We start from the raw sequence: 21,640 nt of genomic DNA on the forward strand, positions 1-21,640 counted from the left end.
TATGTAGTTTATGGCAGGAAAAAGTAAAGCAATAGGAGAAGAACTATATAATCAATGCAAGTTAGAATTAAAAAAATATGGAATAAGAGGAGAGATAGGAAGAAGGTTACAAGCAATAATATCAGCAAAGGAGTATGGTATCTCAAAAGTTGCTAAAATATATAGAATTACGAGAACGACATTAATGAAATGGATTGCAAGATTTAAAGAAAAAGGTGTTATTGGGTTTGCAATACAGCCAGGGCGAGGACCTAAACCAAAACTGAACGAGGAGAAGAAGGAAAAAATAAGAGAGGTAATAGAAGAAGATGGGGCAAATCTGACTGCTAAAAAATTGCAAGGTATAGTTGAAGGAATGTTAGCTATCAAAGTAAGTGAGTCAACGGCGAGAAGGCTTATGAAGAAGCTAGGATTTACATATATCACACCTCGTCCAGCACATTATAAACAAGACAAAAACAAACAAGAGGAGTTCAAAAAAAATCTCAATGAAATTGTGGAAAAGAACCGGAAAAAGGAGGTTTTTTTTCGATGAATCGAGATTTGGAACGCACTCAAAAGTTGGACATGGATGGTTTAAAAAGGGCTCAAGAACACAAGTTAAAGTAAAAATCGGAAGAGAAAACTTCTATCTTTACAGCGCTGTAAATCCCAGGAATGGAGAGGATATTAGCCTACTTGCTCCACATGTAAACACAGATTGCATGAACATATTTTTGGAGCAGATGTCGAAAGATTTGGGGACTAGAGAAGCTTTTCTTATCATGGATTGCGCAAGTTGGCATAGGTCTAAAGGTTTAAAAACTCCTGAAAATATCACCATAATTTATTTGCCGCCGTACTCGCCTGAGCTCAATCCTGTGGAAAGATTTTGGCAACATTTAAAGGAAAATATAATAAAGAACAAGATGTATGACTCTATTAAATTACTTGAAAATGCTGTATCTGAATTTATTCGAGATATTACGGAAAGTTCGATCAAAACCATTTGCTCTGTGAATTATTTGTCTAGTTATTTATGAGGGTTGGTATTAATGTTTTAACAGAAGGGGCGCCTGGGTATTGTCATTTTCCAGAGTATCCACCTGAGTACTTTAAACAATTAACAGCAGAGCAATTAATCACCAAGGTAGTAAAAGGGTATACCAAGCAAGAGTGGCAAAAGATAAGAGACCGAAATGAAGTACTAGATTGCAGAGTTTACGCAAGAGCAGCATCAATAGCACTGGGAATAGATAGATGGCCAGAGAGTAAATGGAATAGTTTGAGTGAAAAACCAGAAAGTAAAAAATCAAAGAGGATAGTGAAAAGTAAATGGATGAAAAATGTATAACGAAGAGTATTTGTCTCAAGTTGAACAAGCAATAGACTTCTTTCAAAATTCATGAAAGGAGCTCTCTATTGTGAATAGAGGCAATCAAATTAAATCTTAAGCCAAAACGTTTTCGTCGATTTCTATATCTGTCAGAAATGATTTTAAACCTTTTCAATAAGCCGATTACGTTTTCAACTACCACTCTTCGTATAGAGAGAGATCTATTTTCTGCTTTTTTCTCCTTTGATAAAGGATTCTTTTTTGATCTTCTATGTGGTAATTCAACATTTTTATGTATCTTTTGCATTCCTCTGTAACCAGAATCAGCTAGGATCTTAGTTTGCGGTAATATTGCTATCTTTGATTCTCTAAACATCCGAAAATCATGTTTTCTACCATTGGAGAAAGATGTACATACGACCTTTTTACTCTTCTTCTCTGTTACTATTTGTGTTTTTATAGTATGCCTTTTTTTCTTTCCAGAGTAAAAGCGCTTTTGCTTTTTTTTGGCCTTTCTACTGCTGTTTCAGTTCCATCTATTACCAAAACTTCGTATTCTACATTACTATTTAATAGATCTTTTTTTCCTGGTAATGCAAAATCTGGATGTTTTATTAATGTGTCTTCTACCCACCTTATTATTTTAAAACAGTTGCTTTCACTCATGCCATAACTTTGTCCTATATGAAAATATGTACGATATTCTCTCATATATTCCAGTGCCATAAGTAATCTATCTTCTATACAAAGTTTGCTTTTTCTTCCACTTCTAGCTTTTTTCCTTTTATCCTCCTCATCTAGAATTTCTACCATTCTCTTAAATGTTGATTTTTTTACCCCCGTTAAACGTCGAAACTTTTCTCCTTCTAACTTTTCTATTTCCTTATATTTCATGCTTCCAAATACTTGATCTTACTCTCTCTCCCTCAATTTTGAAAGAAGTCTAATAAAGAAGCTTCAGAGTGGCAAAAGAGTAGTATCGATTGCGTATGGTGACCATGTGGTTAGGTATGGAGAAGTTCAGATAAAAGATCTATTGGATTTAAGACAACGCATTAAATCTGAATTGAAAATCGCAGGTGTGAAGCCAAAAAGAAAGATTGTTATTTCAACGAATAAAGGGATCATATAATGATAAAAATCGTTGAAAGGAACACCATGACAAAAATTGTAGGAAAAGAATATACAGAATTTTTAGAGCAGTTGAAAGAACATATTGCTACTAGTCGTTATAAGGCAGCAAGAACAGTAAATAAAGAACTACTACTGCTTTATCATTATATTGGAACGCGGATTCTAGAAAAACAAAAGAGTCAGGGTTGGGGATCTAAAGTAATTGAGCAGTTAAGTAGAGACTTAAAGGCTGAATTCCCTGAAATGAAAGGATTTGGTATTGCTAACTTGCATAATATGAGGCGTTTTGCGGAGATTTATCCTAATCCTGAATTTCTCCAGCAAGTTGCTGGAATATTACCATGGTATCATCATGTCGTTTTAATGGAGCGAGTAAAAGATCACGAAGCAAGGCTATTTTATATAAGAAATGCTTCAGAGTATGGTTGGTCACGCGCTATAATGATACATCAAATAGAACTTGGCCTTCATAAACGGCAAGGTAAAGCAATTACAAATTTTAAAGAAAAACTGCCTTATCCAACATCAGATCTAGCAAATCAAACTCTTAAGGATCCATATATTTTTGATTTTTTAAGTATAGGCAAAGACGCTCATGAAAGAGAAATAGAAAAAGGGTTAGTGGCACATATTGAGAAATTCCTACTGGAACTCGGCGCTGGTTTTTCTTTTGTTGGGCGCCAATACCATTTAACAGTTAGACAAAAGGATTACTACTTAGATCTCCTATTTTATCACTTAAAGCTTAGGTGTTTTGTAGTAATAGAAATTAAAGCAGTTGAGTTTGAACCAGAACATTCTGGAAAGATGAATTTTTACTTATCAATGGTTGATGACTTGCTAAAACACTCAACAGATAACCCTTCAATAGGATTAATTTTATGCAAATCTAAAGATAATGTACTTGCTGAATATGCACTCCGAGACATGACCAAACCAATAGGTCTTGCAGAGTATCAAATCACTGAAAATCTACCAGAAGAGGTAAAAACAGCTTTGCCAACAATAGAAGAGTTAGAAGCTGAGTTATCAAAAGTTTCAGACAAGGAAAAGTAATGCTACTAAAATCATTCAAACAATTATTCCGCAAACCAAAGATAAAAAGCTCTGCATGGGATGCAGCAGGTTCAGGAAGAAGATTTTTTCACTTTCAACCAGAGTCAGGAAGCATAAACAATTTGCTGTCTCAAAGACTTGAAACTTTACGAAGTCGATCTCGAGACATGGTAAGAAAGAACTCCTATGCAGCAAACATCATCGATACGATAGTAAGTAACTCTGTTGGGACAGGAATAAAGCCGCAGTCAAAGGCGAAAGATGCAGAGTTTCGGAAAAAAGTGCAAGAGTTATGGCTGAGATGGACAGATGAAGCAGACAGCAGTGGGATAAATGATTTTTATGGGTTACAAGCTTTGGTCTGTAGGAGCATGATAGAGGGAGGGGAATGTTTTGTACGGCTGAGAACAAGAAAACGAGAAGATGGTCTTTGTGTGCCATTGCAACTGCAAGTACTTGAATCAGAGCATTTAGATAATAAAAGCAATCAGACGCTCGGCAATGGTAATGTAATTCAGAGTGGCATTGAGTTTAATAGACTTGGGCAAAGAGAAGCGTACTACCTGTTTAGAGAACATCCAGGAGAAGGCTCGTTTGGCGAATCGGTGAGAGTGCCAGCAAATGATGTTTTACATATTTACAGACCACTAAGACCTGGGCAGATTCGAGGAGTACCATGGTTGTCCAGTGTACTGTTAAAGCTCTATGAACTAGATCAATATGATGATGCAGAATTAGTGAGAAAAAAGACTGCTGCAATGTTTGCTGGATTTATTACCAGACTCGATCCAGAAGCAAATATTTTAGGAGAAGGAGAAAGCAATGAACATGTAGTAGCGCTGTCAGGTTTAGAACCTGGGACTATGCAATTACTTGATCCAGGTGAAGACATAAAATTTTCAGAACCATCAGATGTTGGGGGAAGTTATGAAGCATTTATGAAACAGCAGCTCAGAGCAATAGCAGTAGGCACAGGGATAACGTATGAGCAGCTAACAGGAGATCTAAGTGGTGTCAATTATTCATCAATAAGAGCAGGGTTAATAGAGTTTCGGCGGAGGTGCGGAATGTTACAGCATAATATAATGGTATTTCAGTTTTGCCGTCCAGTATGGGATAGGTGGTTAGAATTAGCCCTACTCTCAGGAGAACTCGATATAGGAGAAGAATGGACAAAAAAAGGGGCAAAAGAAGTAAAATGGATACCACAAGGATTTGATTGGGTAGACCCGCTGAAAGATCAGCAAGCACAGCAAATGGCGGTAAGAAATGGGTTTAAGAGCAGGTCAGAGGTGGTATCAGAGCTGGGTTACGATATAGAAGAAATCGACCAAGAAATTGCTGAGGACCAAAGACGTGCGAGTGAACTGGGCTTAAGTTTTGATTCTGATGTGAATTCTAATGCTGAAATGATATAAAATTCTATTTCTATGACAAAAGGGTTTTTATTGCCCCAGACACAAATAAAAAATTTTAAAAACATATGACGACACAAATAAATTGGATGAATAAGCCGATGATGATAGAGGCGAGAAGTTTTGAATTACTGTCATTACAAGCAGCAAAACACCCTACGTTTAAAAACATAAAACATGTAACAAGAAATAGTGAAATGGGAATAAAAGTAATACCAATACATGGAATCTTGACGAAGAATTCAGAAGCTTTTGACGATATTTTAGGGATGACATCATATGAGAAGATACGTGAAGAGATAGAAGAAGCTTTAATAGATGAAGAAATAGAAACAATAATTTTGGACATAGACAGCCCCGGAGGAGAAGTAAACGGTTTATTCGACCTTTCGGACTTTATTTACGAAGCAAGGACAAAAAAGAGGATTGTGGCGATAGCAAATGATGATGCTTACTCTGCTGCGTATGCTATAGCTTCTAGCGCTGAAAAGGTGTATGTAAGCAGAACATCTGGGGTAGGAAGCATAGGAGTAATAGCAAGTCACGTTGATCAAAGTGGATTTGATGAAAAACAGGGGGTAAAGTATACCACAGTATTTGCAGGAAAGAGAAAAAACGATTTAAATCCGCATGAGCCGATAACGTCTGAAAGTCTGGAAAGCTTGCAAGGAGAGGTAAATCGCCTATATGAGATGTTTGTCCAGCTCATAGCACGAAACAGAAATTTGTCCATGGAAAGAATCAAATCAACCGAAGCAGGGTTATATTTTGGAGAAAAAGCAATAGAGATAGGACTTGCTGATGGAATCACAATTCTTTCATCTATTAATAAAAACAGGAGTATTACTATGAACGAGAAAACTACAACTGACCTAGAAACTGATAATTTAACTAATAAAATCAAGAATGACAGCTATCGTACTGAAGTTCTTGAATTAATACGATTATGTAATTTATCAAAGATGCCAGAAAAGATAGAAGAATTTATAAAACAGGAGATGAATCCAAAACAAGTACAAGAGGTATTAATGTCAATATTGGCAAAGCAAACAGAGAAAACAGAGATAATGAGTACGATACCACAGAATTCAGCAGAAGACTTGATGATACAGGTGGCGAAAAATCGAGCAGGCATTTGAGACTCTTTACCGCGGTATATCACGCTAACCTTACTATTACCCACAAATATAAATGTTTGTTGCATAGCTCTTAATGGCATAACTTTTGCTTGAAATAACTGTTTATATGGTGCAATTTACAGCTTTTAGTTGCTAAAATTATAACTCTTAGTTTAATAATTTTAATCCAATAAGCTTTCAGGTTAATAAAATTAAATTATTTGAGTAAATACAATACTATGTTTTTATTTGTGGGTAATAGTAAGCACGCTAACATAAGCCGCGGTAAATAAGTGTTCGAAATGTGCCAGAATAGGCAATTACAGATCTTTTACTGCGGCGTATAACAGCTACAAACACGGCGGTAAACAAGTAGCCAAAATTATTATAAATCTTTTACCGCCGCGTATCAAACATGGCGATAAAATTAAAGAAAAAAAGGAGCAAAAATGACAAGTATAACTGAAGCAAATAACTTAGGTGATCTTCTGAAATATGAGGCATCAAGTCTATATTCAAGAGACCAAATAACAGTAGCAAAAGGTCAAAATATTAAGCTTGGTGCAGTAGTTGCGAAGAAGACAGACGATGGTTTTATTAGGGTACTTAATCCAGCAGCAACAGATGGCACACAAACAGCGATAGGTGTAATAACAAGTGACGTAAATGCAATAGAAAATACCAAAGCAGTAATCATTACACGTATAGCAATGTTAGCGGATCATGCAGTGGTGTGGCCAGCAAATATCACTGAAGAGCAAAAAGCTGCAGCAATAAAGCAACTTGAAGCGCGTGGTATTATCATCCGCAAAGGTGTCTAAACTTCAACTCATACCAATCTCCACTAATAGATAGACAAATAGTAAAAACTACAAATAATTGAGGCTAGAAAGAATAAATATGTAGTTTATGGCAGGAAAAAGTAAAGCAATAGGAGAAGAACTATATAATCAATGCAAGTTAGAATTAAAAAAATATGGAATAAGAGGAGAGATAGGAAGAAGGTTACAAGCAATAATATCAGCAAAGGAGTATGGTATCTCAAAAGTTGCTAAAATATATAGAATTACGAGAACGACATTAATGAAATGGATTGCAAGATTTAAAGAAAAAGGTGTTATTGGGTTTGCAATACAGCCAGGGCGAGGACCTAAACCAAAACTGAACGAGGAGAAGAAGGAAAAAATAAGAGAGGTAATAGAAGAAGATGGGGCAAATCTGACTGCTAAAAAATTGCAAGGTATAGTTGAAGGAATGTTAGCTATCAAAGTAAGTGAGTCAACGGCGAGAAGGCTTATGAAGAAGCTAGGATTTACATATATCACACCTCGTCCAGCACATTATAAACAAGACAAAAACAAACAAGAGGAGTTCAAAAAAAATCTCAATGAAATTGTGGAAAAGAACCGGAAAAAGGAGGTTTTTTTTCGATGAATCGAGATTTGGAACGCACTCAAAAGTTGGACATGGATGGTTTAAAAAGGGCTCAAGAACACAAGTTAAAGTAAAAATCGGAAGAGAAAACTTCTATCTTTACAGCGCTGTAAATCCCAGGAATGGAGAGGATATTAGCCTACTTGCTCCACATGTAAACACAGATTGCATGAACATATTTTTGGAGCAGATGTCGAAAGATTTGGGGACTAGAGAAGCTTTTCTTATCATGGATTGCGCAAGTTGGCATAGGTCTAAAGGTTTAAAAACTCCTGAAAATATCACCATAATTTATTTGCCGCCGTACTCGCCTGAGCTCAATCCTGTGGAAAGATTTTGGCAACATTTAAAGGAAAATATAATAAAGAACAAGATGTATGACTCTATTAAATTACTTGAAAATGCTGTATCTGAATTTATTCGAGATATTACGGAAAGTTCGATCAAAACCATTTGCTCTGTGAATTATTTGTCTAGTTATTTATGAGGGTTGGTATCAACTTAAATTAATAGGGAAAACAAGGGGAAAAAACATGCAAAATCCATTTACAAATCCAGCATTTAGTATGACAGCATTAACAAATGCAATGAACATATTGCCGATAAATTATGGTCGAACAGAAAATTTGAATTTATTTCCAAGTAGGTCAGTAAGATTTCGTCATATTACGATAGAAGAACATCATGGAGTTTTAACTTTATTACCAACACAAGTGCCAGGAGGACCAGCAACAGTAGGAAAACGAGGAAAACGGAAAATAAGAACATTTACCATTCCACATATTCCTCATGATGATGTAGTGTTACCAGAGGAAGTACAGGGAATAAGGGCATTTGGGTCAGAAAGTGAACTTAAAGCGCTGGCAGATGTAATAACTGATCATTTGCAGCTAATGAGAAATAAACATGCAATAACGTTGGAGCATTTGCGAATGGGAGCGCTGAAAGGGATTATTCTGGACGCAGATGGCAGTGAATTATTAAATCTGTACAACGAATTTGAAATAACACCGAAAGTAGTAAATTTTGCGCTAGGAACAGCAACCACCGATGTAAAGCGTAAGTGTTTGGAAGTATTGCGGCATGTTGAAGATAACTTAAGTGGTGAATATATGACCGGGATTCATGCACTGGTAAGTCCTGAGTTTTTTGATGCATTAACTTCTCATGCGAAAGTAAAAGAAGCATATGAAAGATGGCAAGAAGGGGCAGCTCTGAGAAACGACATGAGATCAGGGTTTACATTCTGTGGAATAACATTTGAGGAGTACAGAGGACAAGCAACCGACCCTGAAGGAACCGTAAGAAGATTTATAGAAAGAGATACCGGACACTGTTTTCCACTTGGTACAGCAAGCACATTTACTACATATTTTGCACCAGCAGACTTCAATGAAACGGTGAATACTCTTGGACAGCCACTATATGCAAAACAGGAGCCAAGAAGATTTGATAGAGGGACCGATTTACATACTCAGTCAAATCCTTTACCAATGTGCCACAGACCAGGAGTGCTAGTAAAAATTAGTTCTAGTTGATGAATATAGGAAAACTATTGGAAGATTGTTTTGAGCATTTAGGAGTGGAAGCCACATATTGTAATAAAAATAAGGAGAGTATTCGTAAAATAAAAGTGCTAATTAAACGTCCCGATACTACGTACTCTTTAGGTGCAGATGGAGCATTAACTCAGCAAATTGCCTCAATAGAGATACGCAGTGAGGACGTTACTTCCTTTAGCATAGGTCAAGATTGAAAAAAGATTCTACAAAATTTTTGAACCACCGTTAAAAGATTCTTCGAGTGAAATATGGAAAATTGAGGGTGTGCCGTAGGGACACAAAGAATGCTTAAAAATGAGCAAACTAAGTGCAAAGCTGCACAATAGATGAGGGTGGGCCCCTCGAAGTCGGTTTGCAAGAACAGGCTTCAAACAGCCATAAGCTGCTGTGGTAAAGAGCCATGGTAGTGAGCGTTATGGAAAAGATGCAATTATGCATCATGTGTAAAATAGAGAGGCGAATGAAAATGAACCACTGATGAAGTGTCGAAATTCCAAAGACGACGTCAAAACCATGGGCTCCTCAATCTCTTGGGATAAACCTATCAGGAACTTGTTTACTGGATAGGTGGCGTCCGGCATAGAGGTGGCGTGAATCTATTTAAGGCTATTGTGTGGAACTGCGGGAACCTGTCGTTTCGATGATAAGGGAGAAGTCCAAGGAGCTAAACTCTAAGGATGAGAGTACCGATGCGAAGAACAGGGGCGGATCAGCTCGTAGTAGTGAAGAAGTTTCTGTAATGGAAATGGAGCGAAGGGGCTGGGTTATTTAGTTTTAATTATTTATCAACCGAAAGGGGAGGAATTAATGAGTAAAACAAAGTCTTTTGACATACCGAAGCAGCTTATTTGGAGAGCTTATAAACAAGTATCGAAGAATAAAGGAGCTGCTGGTGTGGATGAGGTTTCGATAGCAAAGTTTGAGGAAAATCTAAAAGATAATCTCTACAAACTATGGAATCGGATGTCATCTGGAAGTTATTTTCCAGAGCCTGTAAAAGCTGTAGCAATACCGAAAGGTACTGGAGGAGGAAAAAGAATTTTAGGTGTTCCTTCAGTATTTGATAGGATAGGGCAAACGGCTGCTGCTATGTATTTGGAGCCGCTAGTAGAAACAAAATTCCATGAGGATTCATATGGTTATAGACCAAACAAATCAGCACTGGATACGGTAGATACAGCACGCAAAAGATGCTGGAGGTACAATTGGGTGATAGATCTTGATATATCAGGATTTTTCGACAATCTGGACCACGAGTTGGCATTGCAAGCTATCAAAAAGTACACAGACTGCAAATGGATCATACTGTATGCTGAAAGATGGATGAAAGCTCCAATTCAGCAAGCAGACGGTAGTAACCCCAGTTGCGGATTAATCAATATAGTAAAATCTAGAAATACAGGGCTTTTTAGGCTTCATGGAATATGAAACTAATGTGGAAAAGACGTGCACCAAGAAATTTATTGGAGACCTGTGCCTTGAATGCTCAAGCTCAAGTCTGTCTTTTAGGTAGCCAAAAACTGTTTCAATAATCGACCTTTTTCTTAAAAAAATCTTTTCTTCAAGTAGCATTAATGTGTTTTTCATACCTTTTTTTACTTTGGTAACGAGTTTTAGTCCTCTATCGAAGAGTTTTGCAAAGAGCTCTTTCTTTATATAGCCCTTATCACCAAACAAAAGACCAGTCAGTTTTTCAGTTAATTTTGGTACTGGTTTTCTGTCGTCAACGTTACCTTTAGTAAGTGTAACTCCTTGAATTTCACCTTTTTCATTAATTACCATATGCAATTTAAAACCAAAAAACCAGCCATATGTAGTCTTTCCAAGCTTTGCCAATCCTTTGAAAACTTTGTTTCTTGAGATTCTTTTTGGATGGCAAACAGCGATAGATGTTGCATCTATGTACGAAATCCCTGTCATTTTCGACTGCTCACATAGCCATTGCAAAAGTAATGCTAAATACCATAAAACCCTCGGTTTTAGCCTAATAAATCTACTATATGTTGGCAAATTTTGAAACTCAGATCCATATAGTGCTTTCAAATAATATGTATAGAAAGATTTAAAGTCCTCACATCTAGATTGTTGATAAAGTAAAATTATAGTAAGAATTTCAGAATGCGTAATCTCTGGCGTTCTGGTAGGTTTTTTACTGTTTGGCAGGAGTTTTTCTGCGAAATTTTTGTTTATAGCCTTGCAAAAATCGTCTACAAAGCAAAATAATTCTGTTACATTTTTATTCATGGGTAACCTCTCTACTTTTTGATAATATGTTTCCGGAGTTTACCCTATTTCCCTATCTTTTTCACTGACTTCTAATCCGCAACTGGGGTTAGTAGGGTAGTTAGGGATAAAGGAGTTCCGCAGGGAGGTTCTGTAAGCCCAATCATTTCTAACATATTTATGCATCATGTATTTGATGAATGGATGAGAGAGAAGTACCCGACAATACCATTTGAGAGGTATGTAGATGATGCGATAGTACACTGTAAAACTCTCAGGCAGGCAGAATTTATGAAAGTAATGATCGAAGAAAGATTGGCTGAGTTTAAACTGAGGTTGCATTCTGAAAAGACACAGGTAGTATATTGTAAGAATAGCAACAGTAAGAATGCATTTCCTAAACAAAGTTTTGATTTTCTAGGGTACACTTTTAGACCTAGAGAAGCAAAGAGTAAAATAGGGAAATATTTCGTTGGATTTCTACCTGCGATTAGCAATAAGGCCAAGAAAAAGATCACTCAAACCATAAGGTCGTGGAAAATATACCAATTTACAGGAAAAAAGTTAGAGGAAATATCAAAGGAAGTAAATCCAATAGTCAGAGGCTGGTATCAGTATTATGGCAGGTTTTACCAAACGGAGATGTATAAACTGCTTATACCAATCTCCACTAATAGATAGACAAATAGTAAAAACTACAAATAATTGAGGCTAGAAAGAATAAATATGTAGTTTATGGCAGGAAAAAGTAAAGCAATAGGAGAAGAACTATATAATCAATGCAAGTTAGAATTAAAAAAATATGGAATAAGAGGAGAGATAGGAAGAAGGTTACAAGCAATAATATCAGCAAAGGAGTATGGTATCTCAAAAGTTGCTAAAATATATAGAATTACGAGAACGACATTAATGAAATGGATTGCAAGATTTAAAGAAAAAGGTGTTATTGGGTTTGCAATACAGCCAGGGCGAGGACCTAAACCAAAACTGAACGAGGAGAAGAAGGAAAAAATAAGAGAGGTAATAGAAGAAGATGGGGCAAATCTGACTGCTAAAAAATTGCAAGGTATAGTTGAAGGAATGTTAGCTATCAAAGTAAGTGAGTCAACGGCGAGAAGGCTTATGAAGAAGCTAGGATTTACATATATCACACCTCGTCCAGCACATTATAAACAAGACAAAAACAAACAAGAGGAGTTCAAAAAAAATCTCAATGAAATTGTGGAAAAGAACCGGAAAAAGGAGGTTTTTTTTCGATGAATCGAGATTTGGAACGCACTCAAAAGTTGGACATGGATGGTTTAAAAAGGGCTCAAGAACACAAGTTAAAGTAAAAATCGGAAGAGAAAACTTCTATCTTTACAGCGCTGTAAATCCCAGGAATGGAGAGGATATTAGCCTACTTGCTCCACATGTAAACACAGATTGCATGAACATATTTTTGGAGCAGATGTCGAAAGATTTGGGGACTAGAGAAGCTTTTCTTATCATGGATTGCGCAAGTTGGCATAGGTCTAAAGGTTTAAAAACTCCTGAAAATATCACCATAATTTATTTGCCGCCGTACTCGCCTGAGCTCAATCCTGTGGAAAGATTTTGGCAACATTTAAAGGAAAATATAATAAAGAACAAGATGTATGACTCTATTAAATTACTTGAAAATGCTGTATCTGAATTTATTCGAGATATTACGGAAAGTTCGATCAAAACCATTTGCTCTGTGAATTATTTGTCTAGTTATTTATGAGGGTTGGTATTAATAATGTAGAGAGGCACCTAGAAAAGTGGGTAAAAAGGAAATATCAGATTGGAAAAAGACTAGCGAGGAAACTTCTAGGAAAAATGAGAAAAGGAAATCCGAATACTTTCTACCACTGGAGTCTAGTATGGGAATCAAAGGACTGAATAATGGGAGCTGTGTGAATCGAGAGGTTCATGCACAGTTCTGTGAGGGGCTGGTGCATAAGTGTTGAAAGTAACACAAAAAAGACATAAAGAACTATTATTGCAAGAAAATGGAGGCAATAATGGATCAAATAGAAAGAGTACTAAATTTAATAAAAGATGAGGATTTAGAAAGGCTAGGAAAATTAAGTGAAGTAGATAAATGTAATACTAAATTGTTGGGCAAGATTATATTTAAAGGTCTAATGAAGTTAATATTAATGGGGCAAAAAACAAGCCTAAGAGCGCTAGAAATGGTAATAAACAGGTGTATAATGGATAAGAATAGCGATAAAAGTACAGTAACATACAGTGGTTTGTCAAAAAGGTTAAAAGTTATAAATCCAGAATATTTTAAGGGAGTATATATTGATTTGATGAGCAAGATTAAAAAGCTATTACCCCAAAAAACATCAAATAACTTACATAAGTTTGATTCGACGATCATAAATTTATCGGGATATCTCATAAAAGATGGGCTGAAAATAGGCGGTAAAAGTAACGATAGTCAAGTTAAAGTGAGTGTAGGATTAAAGGATCAATTGCCGACAAGTATAAGATTTTGTAAAGGACAAGAAGAAAGTAGTGAAGATATAGCATTAGTGAGAGCAATTAATGAAGCTAAAGTTGAAAAAGAGGATATTTTATTATTTGATAGAGGAATCAGAAAAGTTGGAACTTTTGCCGAATTTGATGAAAAGGAGTACAAATTTATCACAAGAGTTAAAGTAGGAAGAAAACATGATGTTATAAGCAGGAACAAAGTTATAGGAGAACAAAAATCGGATGGATCAGAGATTTTAGAAGATATAATAGTTAATCTTTATCGTGCACGAGGTAAAGTGGCAGAAAAGCATGATCTACGGCTAATAAAAATCAGAAATAAAATTGGAGATGAAATATGGTTTTTGACAAACTTGTTTGAAATGCCAGCTTATGAAGTAACAGAGCTATATAGGCGCAGATGGGATATAGAAGTGTTCTTTAAATTTATAAAGCAAAATCTTGGATATAAGCACTTTTTAAGCCATACTATGAATGGCATGAAGGTGTATATTTACATGATTATTATTACGGCTTTGTTATTTCTTGTTTATAAAATCAAAAATAATCTACATGGGTTCAAAATAGCATTACTGCAATTCACATTGGATCTAAATGACTCTTTTATACGTTCGATTGTTTTACTGTCGGGAGGTAATTTACATGCCGTCAATCACCTTATATCACGCCATTTTTGATACTTTCAACACTTATGGGGGCTGGTGGGGAAGTTCCACCGGTCTACTCGTCCAAGTTTACAGCAAGTGCAATTAATTGACAAAAACTTGACATTTATTATTAATATGTTTAAAATTAAATATTAATATTTTTTTTGAGTTAGTCTTATGCATCGAATACAACAAACGAAATCAAAACAACTTTTGGATAACATTAGAGAGGGAAAGGAAGAAGAAGTCCGCGAGTCAATAATAGCTGGAGCTCATGTTAATGCAGTAGAAGAATATAAGAGGACTACTTTACATTTAGCTGCTGAACAGGGCTATAAAGATATAGTAACAGATCTATTAGAAAAAGGGGCTAATGTTGATCAGAAAACACCTAATGGGTATACTGCTTTACATTTAGCTGCTGAACAGGGCTATAAAGATATAGTGACAGCTCTATTAGAAAAAGGGGCTAATGTTGATCAGAAAACAGCTCGTGGATATACTGCTTTACTTTTTGCTGCTAAAAATGGCTATAAAGATATAGTGACAGCTCTATTAGAAAAAGGGGCTAAGGTTGATGAGAAAGCAGCTAATAGGTATACTGCTGGGTATACTGCTTTACTTTTAGCTGCTGAAAAGGGCTATAAAGATATAGTAACAGCTCTATTAGAAAAAGGGGCTAAGGTTGATGAGAAAGATAGTTCTGGTATGACTTCTTTATACTATTCTACTGAAAATAATAATGTAGAGATAGCAGAAGCTCTAATAAAAGCAGGAGCAGATGTTAGTGCAAAAAACAGTTCTGGTGTGACTCTTTTGTACCGTGCTGTTTTACATGGTTATGCAGATATAGTAAAACTTCTAATAGAAGGGGGGGCTGATGTCAATGTATTTTTGGGTAGTACTACTCTTTTGAATGTTGCTATTGTGAATAATAATACAGAAGTAGCGAAAGCTCTAATAAAAGGAGGAGCTAATATTGATGTAAGAGATACTCTTTCTAATTTGCACATTGCTGTTTCTAGGAATAATGGAGAGATAGTAGAAGCTCTAATAAAAGCAGGGGCAGATGTTAATGCAGAGGATTTGTTGGGAAATGTTCCTTTACAGGAGAGCGAATTTTTTACAGAAAGTTATAACCTAATAATAAATCATATAGCAAGACTAGAAGCTGCTGATTTATATGTAAGTGAAACAAATTTACAACAAAAAAATGAGTTTGTAAACACTTCGCGTGAGAGATATAACAATTACGCTCAGCGGTTTCAAAACTGTAAGGACGAAATAAAAAAGCTTAATAAGCCACTGTATGACTTTTTTAAAGGAAGCGATGTTAATGAACTAGCTAGCATGTGGAAAAAAAATAAAGATATACGTAATAAGTTTGATAACCAAGAAAGCTTGAAAGAACAGTACCCAGAGTATGCTCATATTTTAATTAATAAAGCTAATGAAGCAGAAAAAGAAATTTTCCTGCATAACCATAGACCATTGATTGATTTTCTATCAACCCATTATAAAAGTAATTTTCAAGCAATGTCATTTGCTGGTATAAGGAACTTTTTTGAGGTGCACAAAAGTGACCTTGAAGAAAAAGGAATAGGAGTGCGAAATAATACACTAATTTACTTTGCAGACTTCGAAAACGTACAAGAAAGAGGTATTCCTACACTAAAAGTAAAGACATTTGTAGAGACGATTAAAAATAAATGTATAAAGAGTAACCTTGAGTGCCCAAGAATTGAACAAACTCAAGGAGCTAGTCAGTCTCTTAATTAAAGAGGGATACATGGAGGCCTGCTGCGAAAACAAAATCGAAGTTTTTTTTAGGATTCAAAAAGTAACTTGGTGTTTTTCACCTATATAAAGTACTTTGAAACGGTATTTTTTAAGGTAATTGCTATAAAAACAGGGACTTTCCTTCTACAGAAGTTCTGAAGTTTTCACAGCAGACCAATGCATTCCAAAAAAACTTATTCTCACGGGTAGCGGTTTTAGTTGCTGGGAATAGCTAGATCATTTAAGTTATTAGTAATGTATGTTGCTAAATTAATGGCAATTCATTTGGAAATAACAGAGAAGCTTACGATAGTTTTATATTCTAATATGAGAATAAAATACCGAAACCCACATAAAAAATTCTTGCACTCCTAATTTTCCAGCTTATCATATAACAAGCTTAGCATAGTGGGTTTGATATTAACAAGAGTAATAAGGAGCCTTTATGCTAGAAGTACAGCATCCAGTGGATTATTTTAAAAAAGAAAGAGAAGTTAATGAGCCAGTAGAAAGAGAGCAGTATACAGAACAAATTAGTAAATCCCATAAATTTGAGCGTAACCGCAGAGTTAATACGCGCTTACCGGAAAATTTTGAAATAGGGAAAGCAGTAGGTAGAGGAGATTGTTTCTTTGATGCAGTTGTTCAAGGTCTTAAACAGTTAAAACCTGAAATGGACTTCACTGTAAAGTCTTTAAGAATGGTTTGTAAGGAATTTGCTCAAAGCCAATTAGACAATGGTTCATCGTGGCTTACAAAAGCTTTAAAAAGTGAGACTGAGCCAATTAATGAGTATCTCCCACGTATTGAATTTACAGTAAGCGAGATTGATAAAAACCTGGAAGAAGTGAAGTTGCTACAGTTAAAGTCGCCAATATGGGGTAGAACAGAGATTGAAGGAAGGATAATCTGTAAAAAATATAGTATAAAATTACACGTTATTGAGAAGTATAACGTGGAGGGAAAAGAAATATGGGCTCATCAAATTGTAGATGAATCCGGCTCGAAATCTATAGGTGATATAAATTATGATGAAGCCAATACAATACACATAATAAATAACGGAAACTCACATTTTGAACCAATTCTTAACACTAGAAATACAGCTCAAGTTTCAAGTATAGACGAAAAAGATGAAAATCCTGAACCAGTGGAAATTGAGCAACCAGGAACTTCAGAACGAGCTGGTAAAAAAAGGCCTTCCATTGGGGAAGAAGATCAGTCAATGGTAAAAAAAATAAATCTTTTATCTCAGGAGGAAGATAAATTAGCACATGAATATGTTAAATATTTTATTATAGAATTTCAAGTTATTATAAAATTTTACAAGAATTATCAAGGGAAAACGTTTTCGGAAATGGTGAATATAGGTGAAGCTAAACGCGTAGTAAGTGAAATATTTTCAGGAGTGGTTTCAGCATTACCTGGAATATTTACTCATGACACACATAAACACGGAGCAATACCTGCAATGACAGCTACTAGTAAAAATATCTTCTTCCCTTATGTTAATTTTATAATTGAAAGCTTTCTTGGCGATAAAGAGCAGAAGATGAAAATCAAAAAAAAATTAGAAGCTATAACCAAAGATAAAAGCGATGAGGATTTAAATAAAGAAGTACTAGAAGCTGCAGCTACAATTTTTTACATGTATAAAACCACTTTGTTAGAGAATGACGATAATGTGGAAAAATTAGCAGAAGTAGCTGTAAATAAAATTATATCTTATCTTAAGGAAGATACAGTAGGCGAAATAGGGAATATTGAAAATGTAATACTTACGGCCATTAAACAAAAAGGTGAGTTAGTAGAGGAGCATTTGAAAGTATATGATGAGCCAACAGATCCTTTTACAATAGATGAAATAGAAAAAGTAACAAGATTGAAAGAGAGTGTGCTTTCTGAACTTAAACCTAATAAAGCCCTTGATAAAGTTGAAGTTCAGAAAATAGTTGAGGAGGTGCTAGAAAATTTCTATAAAAAGACAAAATCAGAAAAACAACCACCTAAAGGTACCATGTTTGATTTAAACAAGCCAATAGAAAATTTTACCGGAAGAAAGAAAGATTTGGAGGATTTGCATGAGAAATTGTCAGGTCAAAGTGTGACAGCAATAGTTCAAAAAATTTCAGAATTATCAATCAATTCACAGACTTCAAACTCAGGGAATTTGGGCTCAAATGGTCAGCAAGCTTCCGTTAGTGGGTTAGGAGGAATAGGTAAAACTCAACTGGCTCTGAAATATGCTGAAAAATATTCTACAGACTATGATAATAACGTTATATGGATAAATGCTCAAGATATTTCTGGTTCATTTGAGAGGTTGGCATCTAAATTAGGGATTACAAAAAAAGACGTGGATGATGATGAGAAAAAAACTCACGATTTAGCTCAAGAAATATATGAGCATTTTAAAAAAGCAAAAAGCTTATTTATTTTTGACAATGTTGAAAATTACCAGCAGATTGAAAAATATTTGCCAAAGCAATTTGTAGGTAACAAACCAAGTATTTTAATCACGTCCAGATATAGAAATTGGGAAAATACAAGAGTAGAAGTTCTTGATCTTGATGTGTTCACTCTTGAAGAAGCCAAAGAATTTATAAGGACAAAGCTAGAGATAGCAGGTGGTGATAGTTTACAAGATAAAGAAATAAACGCATTAGCAGAAAAGCTCGGAAGACTCCCGTTAGCACTTGCACAGGCGGTAGCTTATATTAAGCAGTCAAAAAACATAAATTCTAAATTTGGAATCAATGATTATTTAGCAATATATGATGAAAAAAACAAACAATTACTTGGGAGTGATGCGCTTGAGAAATCTAATGATCCATATACTAAAACAGTCTTAACAACTTGGCAAGTTACGCTTGATAAGATAAAAGAAGAAGGGGTAGATGGACAAAAAGCCATAGAGATTTTAAACATTATGGCTTATTTCAATCCTGACGAAATTTCTAATAAAATATTTTTACAATTGGAAAGTTCTGGAAACGTAAATAGAGCCATTCAGCTACTTAAAGATTATTCAATAGACTTCTTTCAAAATTGAGGGAGAGAGAGTAAGATCAAGTATTTGGAAGCATGAAATATAAGGAAATAGAAAAGTTAGAAGGAGAAAAGTTTCGACGTTTAACGGGGGTAAAAAAATCAACATTTAAGAGAATGGTAGAAATTCTAGATGAGGAGGATAAAAGGAAAAAAGCTAGAAGTGGAAGAAAAAGCAAACTTTGTATAGAAGATAGATTACTTATGGCACTGGAATATATGAGAGAATATCGTACATATTTTCATATAGGACAAAGTTATGGCATGAGTGAAAGCAACTGTTTTAAAATAATAAGGTGGGTAGAAGACACATTAATAAAACATCCAGATTTTGCATTACCAGGAAAAAAAGATCTATTAAATAGTAATGTAGAATACGAAGTTTTGGTAATAGATGGAACTGAAACAGCAGTAGAAAGGCCAAAAAAAAGCAAAAGCGCTTTTACTCTGGAAAGAAAAAAAGGCATACTATAAAAACACAAATAGTAACAGAGAAGAAGAGTAAAAAGGTCGTATGTACATCTTTCTCCAATGGTAGAAAACATGATTTTCGGATGTTTAGAGAATCAAAGATAGCAATATTACCGCAAACTAAGATCCTAGCTGATTCTGGTTACAGAGGAATGCAAAAGATACATAAAAATGTTGAATTACCACATAGAAGATCAAAAAAGAATCCTTTATCAAAGGAGAAAAAAGCAGAAAATAGATCTCTCTCTATACGAAGAGTGGTAGTTGAAAACGTAATCGGCTTATTGAAAAGGTTTAAAATCATTTCTGACAGATATAGAAATCGACGAAAACGTTTTGGCTTAAGATTTAATTTGATTGCCTCTATTCACAATAGAGAGCTCCTTTCATGAATTTTGAAAGAAGTCTAATGATTAACGAAGGAGCTGCACAGGATAAATCAAATGTTCACAGACTAGTTCAAGAAGTAGTGCGTATAAATTTAAAGGATGAAAATAAAGAAAAAGACATTTTAGAGAAGGCTATTGAGATACTAAATAAAACTAAAAAAGGTGGTCCTAAGACACGTCATCAAGGTGATAAACCACTTAGCAAAAGTAATGAGATTCATGCAGCAATTGTTTGCCACTATGCAAGTCAATATCCAGACTTAGAAAATCAAGTGAACGTTCTCTTTGGTGATCTTCACGGTAGTCATATTTTAACTTATTTTGCTAAAAAAGGTAATCGTAAACTGTTATCGAAGATTTTACAGAACGATGAAGTAAAGAATAGTCAAAAAGCAAAAAACAAAGCTTTACTTCAAGCTAAAAATTATGAAATTGCAGAAATTTTAGTAAGTCACGGAGCAAATATTGATGATCTTGAAATCACAAATTTGCAGAATCCACATATATTGAGAGCCTTATTAAAGGCTGATAAGATTGATCAAAAAAAGAAAAATAAATATTTATTTGATACTGTTTTCGAAAATGAATCAAAATTAGTAGAATTGCTAATGAAGTATGGAGCAGATCCTGATGCAAGAGCTGAAGCTTACCTAGAGAGGGATGATGATCAATCACCTATTCTTGATAAAGATGATACAATCTTAGGTGCGGCTAGTAAACTTCCCAAAATTTCTAAAAAAATTATAAGTCTGCTTAAAAAGGAAAAATATAGAGACTCAGATGATTCACAACATAGTTCTGAAAGTAAGGATAAAACTTCTGAAGAAGAGGAATTACTTGAACTCTCAACTCCAACAGAGTGTTCATCATCACAAAGAAAAAAGCGAAGTGCTAATGACATCTGTTGGGAAGATGCAGACGAACCAGATAAAACTAAGTCACATTTAGGGAAGGTAGGTAAAATTTCTCACAAACTAAATTCTGGACTTATGATAAAAGATATTGGTGCTGACATTATAAATGGCAATTATGAAAATGTTGCAGTAAATCTTGGTTTAATAGGTGGAGGTCAAGTATTCGGAAAGGCAGCTGACAAAGTTCTCGCTAAAGGAGTTGCACTTGAAGCTGACAAAAAATTACTTGGTAATTCACTAAAAGCAGCATCTCCTTTTCTTAAACGTGGAACAGCGGGTTTTTTTGCATATGACCTAATAAATCAAATAAGAGAATATAGAGATGGCAATAAAGATGCGCTGTCAGGAATAATCTCAAATGGAATTTTTGTAGGCATGGATGCAGCAGAAGCAGGAGTGGAAGCTGCAGAGTTCTTAGAAGTAATAGAAGGGGTATCAGAATTTACTGGACCAATTGGCGAAGCAATAGGAGCATCGATCTTTCTGGAAATGGAGATTGATCATGCGAAAAAGCAAGTTGAGGAGATTGAAAAACATGTTCATTTAACTGAAGAAGAAGAATTGATACCAATCTCCACTAATAGATAGACAAATAGTAAAAACTACAAATAATTGAGGCTAGAAAGA

At 35.0% G+C, this 21,640-nt stretch carries 20 protein-coding genes and 2 pseudogenes; 20 read left to right on the forward strand and 2 right to left on the reverse strand.

The genetic code is table 11. From position 1 onward, the window contains the following. Positions 1–10 precede the first annotated feature (10 nt). Together NBW37_RS02495 and NBW37_RS02500 are read left to right on the forward strand one after the other, a co-directional pair. Positions 11–1,022 (forward strand): IS630 family transposase gene (locus NBW37_RS02495; RefSeq protein ID WP_250295836.1). Its coding sequence is split into 2 segments (ribosomal slippage): positions 11–523 and positions 525–1,022, totalling 1,011 coding nucleotides; the frame shifts between segments, so codons are not numbered across the junction. A gap of 8 nt (positions 1,023–1,030) precedes the next feature. Next, positions 1,031–1,333: pseudogene (locus NBW37_RS02500) on the forward strand (terminase gpA endonuclease subunit); the annotation flags it as partial. Between the two features lie 49 nt (positions 1,334–1,382). On the opposite strand, the gene NBW37_RS02505 reads toward NBW37_RS02500, so the two are convergent. Continuing rightward, positions 1,383–2,209, reverse strand: a protein-coding gene (locus NBW37_RS02505; RefSeq protein ID WP_250295841.1) for an IS5 family transposase whose coding sequence is annotated in 2 segments (ribosomal slippage) — positions 1,383–1,822 and positions 1,822–2,209 — 828 coding nt in all. Because the reading frame shifts where the segments join, the coding sequence is not laid out codon by codon here. A gap of 52 nt (positions 2,210–2,261) precedes the next feature. Here NBW37_RS02505 and NBW37_RS02510 point away from each other — a divergent pair. From NBW37_RS02510 to NBW37_RS02550, 9 genes are all read left to right on the forward strand, one after another. Then, a complete protein-coding gene (locus NBW37_RS02510) occupies positions 2,262–2,447 on the forward strand; it encodes a hypothetical protein (protein WP_250296979.1) in 186 nt (61 codons plus the stop codon). A 26-nt stretch (positions 2,448–2,473) separates the two neighbouring features. Further along, on the forward strand, positions 2,474–3,505 hold the full coding sequence (locus NBW37_RS02515) for a PDDEXK nuclease domain-containing protein (RefSeq protein WP_250296768.1): 1,032 nt from the start codon (positions 2,474–2,476) through the stop codon (positions 3,503–3,505). Further along, complete coding sequence (locus NBW37_RS02520; RefSeq protein WP_250296769.1) at positions 3,505–4,923, forward strand: phage portal protein; 1,419 nt, start codon at positions 3,505–3,507, stop codon at positions 4,921–4,923. The genes NBW37_RS02515 and NBW37_RS02520 overlap by 1 nt, the downstream gene beginning before the upstream one ends. Positions 4,924–4,988: 65 nt before the next feature. Next, positions 4,989–6,059: a S49 family peptidase gene (locus tag NBW37_RS02525; protein ID WP_250296770.1), complete on the forward strand. Its 1,071-nt coding sequence runs from the start codon at positions 4,989–4,991 to the stop codon at positions 6,057–6,059. A gap of 428 nt (positions 6,060–6,487) precedes the next feature. Further along, positions 6,488–6,859 carry a head decoration protein gene (locus NBW37_RS02530; RefSeq protein ID WP_250296771.1) on the forward strand — a complete coding sequence of 124 codons (372 nt, stop codon included), beginning with the start codon at positions 6,488–6,490 and terminating at the stop codon, positions 6,857–6,859. Between the two features lie 88 nt (positions 6,860–6,947). Continuing rightward, positions 6,948–7,959 (forward strand): IS630 family transposase gene (locus NBW37_RS02535; RefSeq protein WP_250295836.1). Its coding sequence is split into 2 segments (ribosomal slippage): positions 6,948–7,460 and positions 7,462–7,959, totalling 1,011 coding nucleotides; the frame shifts between segments, so codons are not numbered across the junction. Positions 7,960–8,005: 46 nt separating this feature from the next. Continuing rightward, on the forward strand, positions 8,006–9,010 hold the full coding sequence (locus NBW37_RS02540; RefSeq protein ID WP_250296772.1) for a major capsid protein: 1,005 nt from the start codon (positions 8,006–8,008) through the stop codon (positions 9,008–9,010). After that, positions 9,010–9,228, forward strand: a complete 219-nt coding sequence (locus NBW37_RS02545) for a head-tail joining protein (RefSeq protein ID WP_458695352.1) — start codon at positions 9,010–9,012, stop codon at positions 9,226–9,228. The genes NBW37_RS02540 and NBW37_RS02545 overlap by 1 nt, the downstream gene beginning before the upstream one ends. Positions 9,229–9,841: 613 nt before the next feature. Continuing rightward, complete coding sequence (locus tag NBW37_RS02550; protein ID WP_250296774.1) at positions 9,842–10,462, forward strand: reverse transcriptase domain-containing protein; 621 nt, start codon at positions 9,842–9,844, stop codon at positions 10,460–10,462. Here NBW37_RS02550 and NBW37_RS02555 read toward each other — a convergent pair. Then, on the reverse strand, positions 10,406–11,278 hold the full coding sequence (locus NBW37_RS02555; RefSeq protein WP_250295817.1) for an IS982 family transposase: 873 nt from the start codon (positions 11,276–11,278) through the stop codon (positions 10,406–10,408). The two genes, NBW37_RS02550 and NBW37_RS02555, sit on opposite strands and share 57 nt — an antisense overlap. Before the next feature lie 105 nt (positions 11,279–11,383). Between NBW37_RS02555 and NBW37_RS07600 the strand changes: the two are divergent. The 9 genes and pseudogenes from NBW37_RS07600 to NBW37_RS02595 all read left to right on the forward strand — a co-directional run. Then, positions 11,384–11,677, forward strand: a pseudogene (locus tag NBW37_RS07600) (reverse transcriptase domain-containing protein); the annotation flags it as partial. 93 nt (positions 11,678–11,770) lie between these two features. Further along, complete coding sequence (locus NBW37_RS07605) at positions 11,771–11,938, forward strand: group II intron maturase-specific domain-containing protein (RefSeq protein WP_256466281.1); 168 nt, start codon at positions 11,771–11,773, stop codon at positions 11,936–11,938. A 54-nt stretch (positions 11,939–11,992) separates the two neighbouring features. After that, a protein-coding gene (locus tag NBW37_RS02565) for an IS630 family transposase (protein WP_250295836.1) occupies positions 11,993–13,004 on the forward strand; the annotation gives its coding sequence in 2 pieces (ribosomal slippage) (positions 11,993–12,505 and positions 12,507–13,004; 1,011 coding nt in all). 37 nt (positions 13,005–13,041) lie between these two features. Then, the gene (locus NBW37_RS02570) at positions 13,042–13,230 is read left to right on the forward strand and encodes a hypothetical protein (protein WP_250296775.1); all 189 of its coding nucleotides are present in this window, start codon (positions 13,042–13,044) and stop codon (positions 13,228–13,230) included. A 42-nt stretch (positions 13,231–13,272) separates the two neighbouring features. After that, the gene (locus tag NBW37_RS02575) at positions 13,273–14,442 is read left to right on the forward strand and encodes an IS4 family transposase (protein ID WP_250295821.1); all 1,170 of its coding nucleotides are present in this window, start codon (positions 13,273–13,275) and stop codon (positions 14,440–14,442) included. A 147-nt stretch (positions 14,443–14,589) separates the two neighbouring features. Continuing rightward, positions 14,590–16,191, forward strand: a complete 1,602-nt coding sequence (locus NBW37_RS02580) for an ankyrin repeat domain-containing protein (protein WP_250296777.1) — start codon at positions 14,590–14,592, stop codon at positions 16,189–16,191. Between the two features lie 445 nt (positions 16,192–16,636). Next, positions 16,637–19,243, forward strand: a complete 2,607-nt coding sequence (locus tag NBW37_RS02585) for an NB-ARC domain-containing protein (RefSeq protein ID WP_250296778.1) — start codon at positions 16,637–16,639, stop codon at positions 19,241–19,243. Between the two features lie 32 nt (positions 19,244–19,275). After that, positions 19,276–20,102 (forward strand): IS5 family transposase gene (locus NBW37_RS02590; RefSeq protein WP_250295841.1). Its coding sequence is split into 2 segments (ribosomal slippage): positions 19,276–19,663 and positions 19,663–20,102, totalling 828 coding nucleotides; the frame shifts between segments, so codons are not numbered across the junction. Further along, positions 20,099–21,601 carry a hypothetical protein gene (locus tag NBW37_RS02595; RefSeq protein WP_250296780.1) on the forward strand — a complete coding sequence of 501 codons (1,503 nt, stop codon included), beginning with the start codon at positions 20,099–20,101 and terminating at the stop codon, positions 21,599–21,601. The genes NBW37_RS02590 and NBW37_RS02595 overlap by 4 nt, the downstream gene beginning before the upstream one ends. Positions 21,602–21,640: the final 39 nt, after the last annotated feature.

The organism is Wolbachia endosymbiont of Oedothorax gibbosus (assembly GCF_936270145.1).
In the GTDB taxonomy this organism is placed as follows: domain Bacteria; phylum Pseudomonadota; class Alphaproteobacteria; order Rickettsiales; family Anaplasmataceae; genus Wolbachia.

Coding starts and splice junctions, on each gene's coding strand:
- NBW37_RS02515 (WP_250296768.1), top strand. CDS start 2,474: ATGACAAAAATTGTAGGAAAAGAATATACAGAATTTTTAGAGCAGTTG.
- NBW37_RS02520 (WP_250296769.1), top strand. CDS start 3,505: ATGCTACTAAAATCATTCAAACAATTATTCCGCAAACCAAAGATAAAA.
- NBW37_RS02525 (WP_250296770.1), top strand. CDS start 4,989: ATGACGACACAAATAAATTGGATGAATAAGCCGATGATGATAGAGGCG.
- NBW37_RS02530 (WP_250296771.1), top strand. CDS start 6,488: ATGACAAGTATAACTGAAGCAAATAACTTAGGTGATCTTCTGAAATAT.
- NBW37_RS02540 (WP_250296772.1), top strand. CDS start 8,006: ATGCAAAATCCATTTACAAATCCAGCATTTAGTATGACAGCATTAACA.
- NBW37_RS02545 (WP_458695352.1), top strand. CDS start 9,010: ATGAATATAGGAAAACTATTGGAAGATTGTTTTGAGCATTTAGGAGTG.
- NBW37_RS02550 (WP_250296774.1), top strand. CDS start 9,842: ATGAGTAAAACAAAGTCTTTTGACATACCGAAGCAGCTTATTTGGAGA.
- NBW37_RS02555 (WP_250295817.1), bottom strand. CDS start 11,278: ATGAATAAAAATGTAACAGAATTATTTTGCTTTGTAGACGATTTTTGC.
- NBW37_RS02575 (WP_250295821.1), top strand. CDS start 13,273: ATGGAGGCAATAATGGATCAAATAGAAAGAGTACTAAATTTAATAAAA.
- NBW37_RS02580 (WP_250296777.1), top strand. CDS start 14,590: ATGCATCGAATACAACAAACGAAATCAAAACAACTTTTGGATAACATT.
- NBW37_RS02585 (WP_250296778.1), top strand. CDS start 16,637: ATGCTAGAAGTACAGCATCCAGTGGATTATTTTAAAAAAGAAAGAGAA.
- NBW37_RS02595 (WP_250296780.1), top strand. CDS start 20,099: ATGAATTTTGAAAGAAGTCTAATGATTAACGAAGGAGCTGCACAGGAT.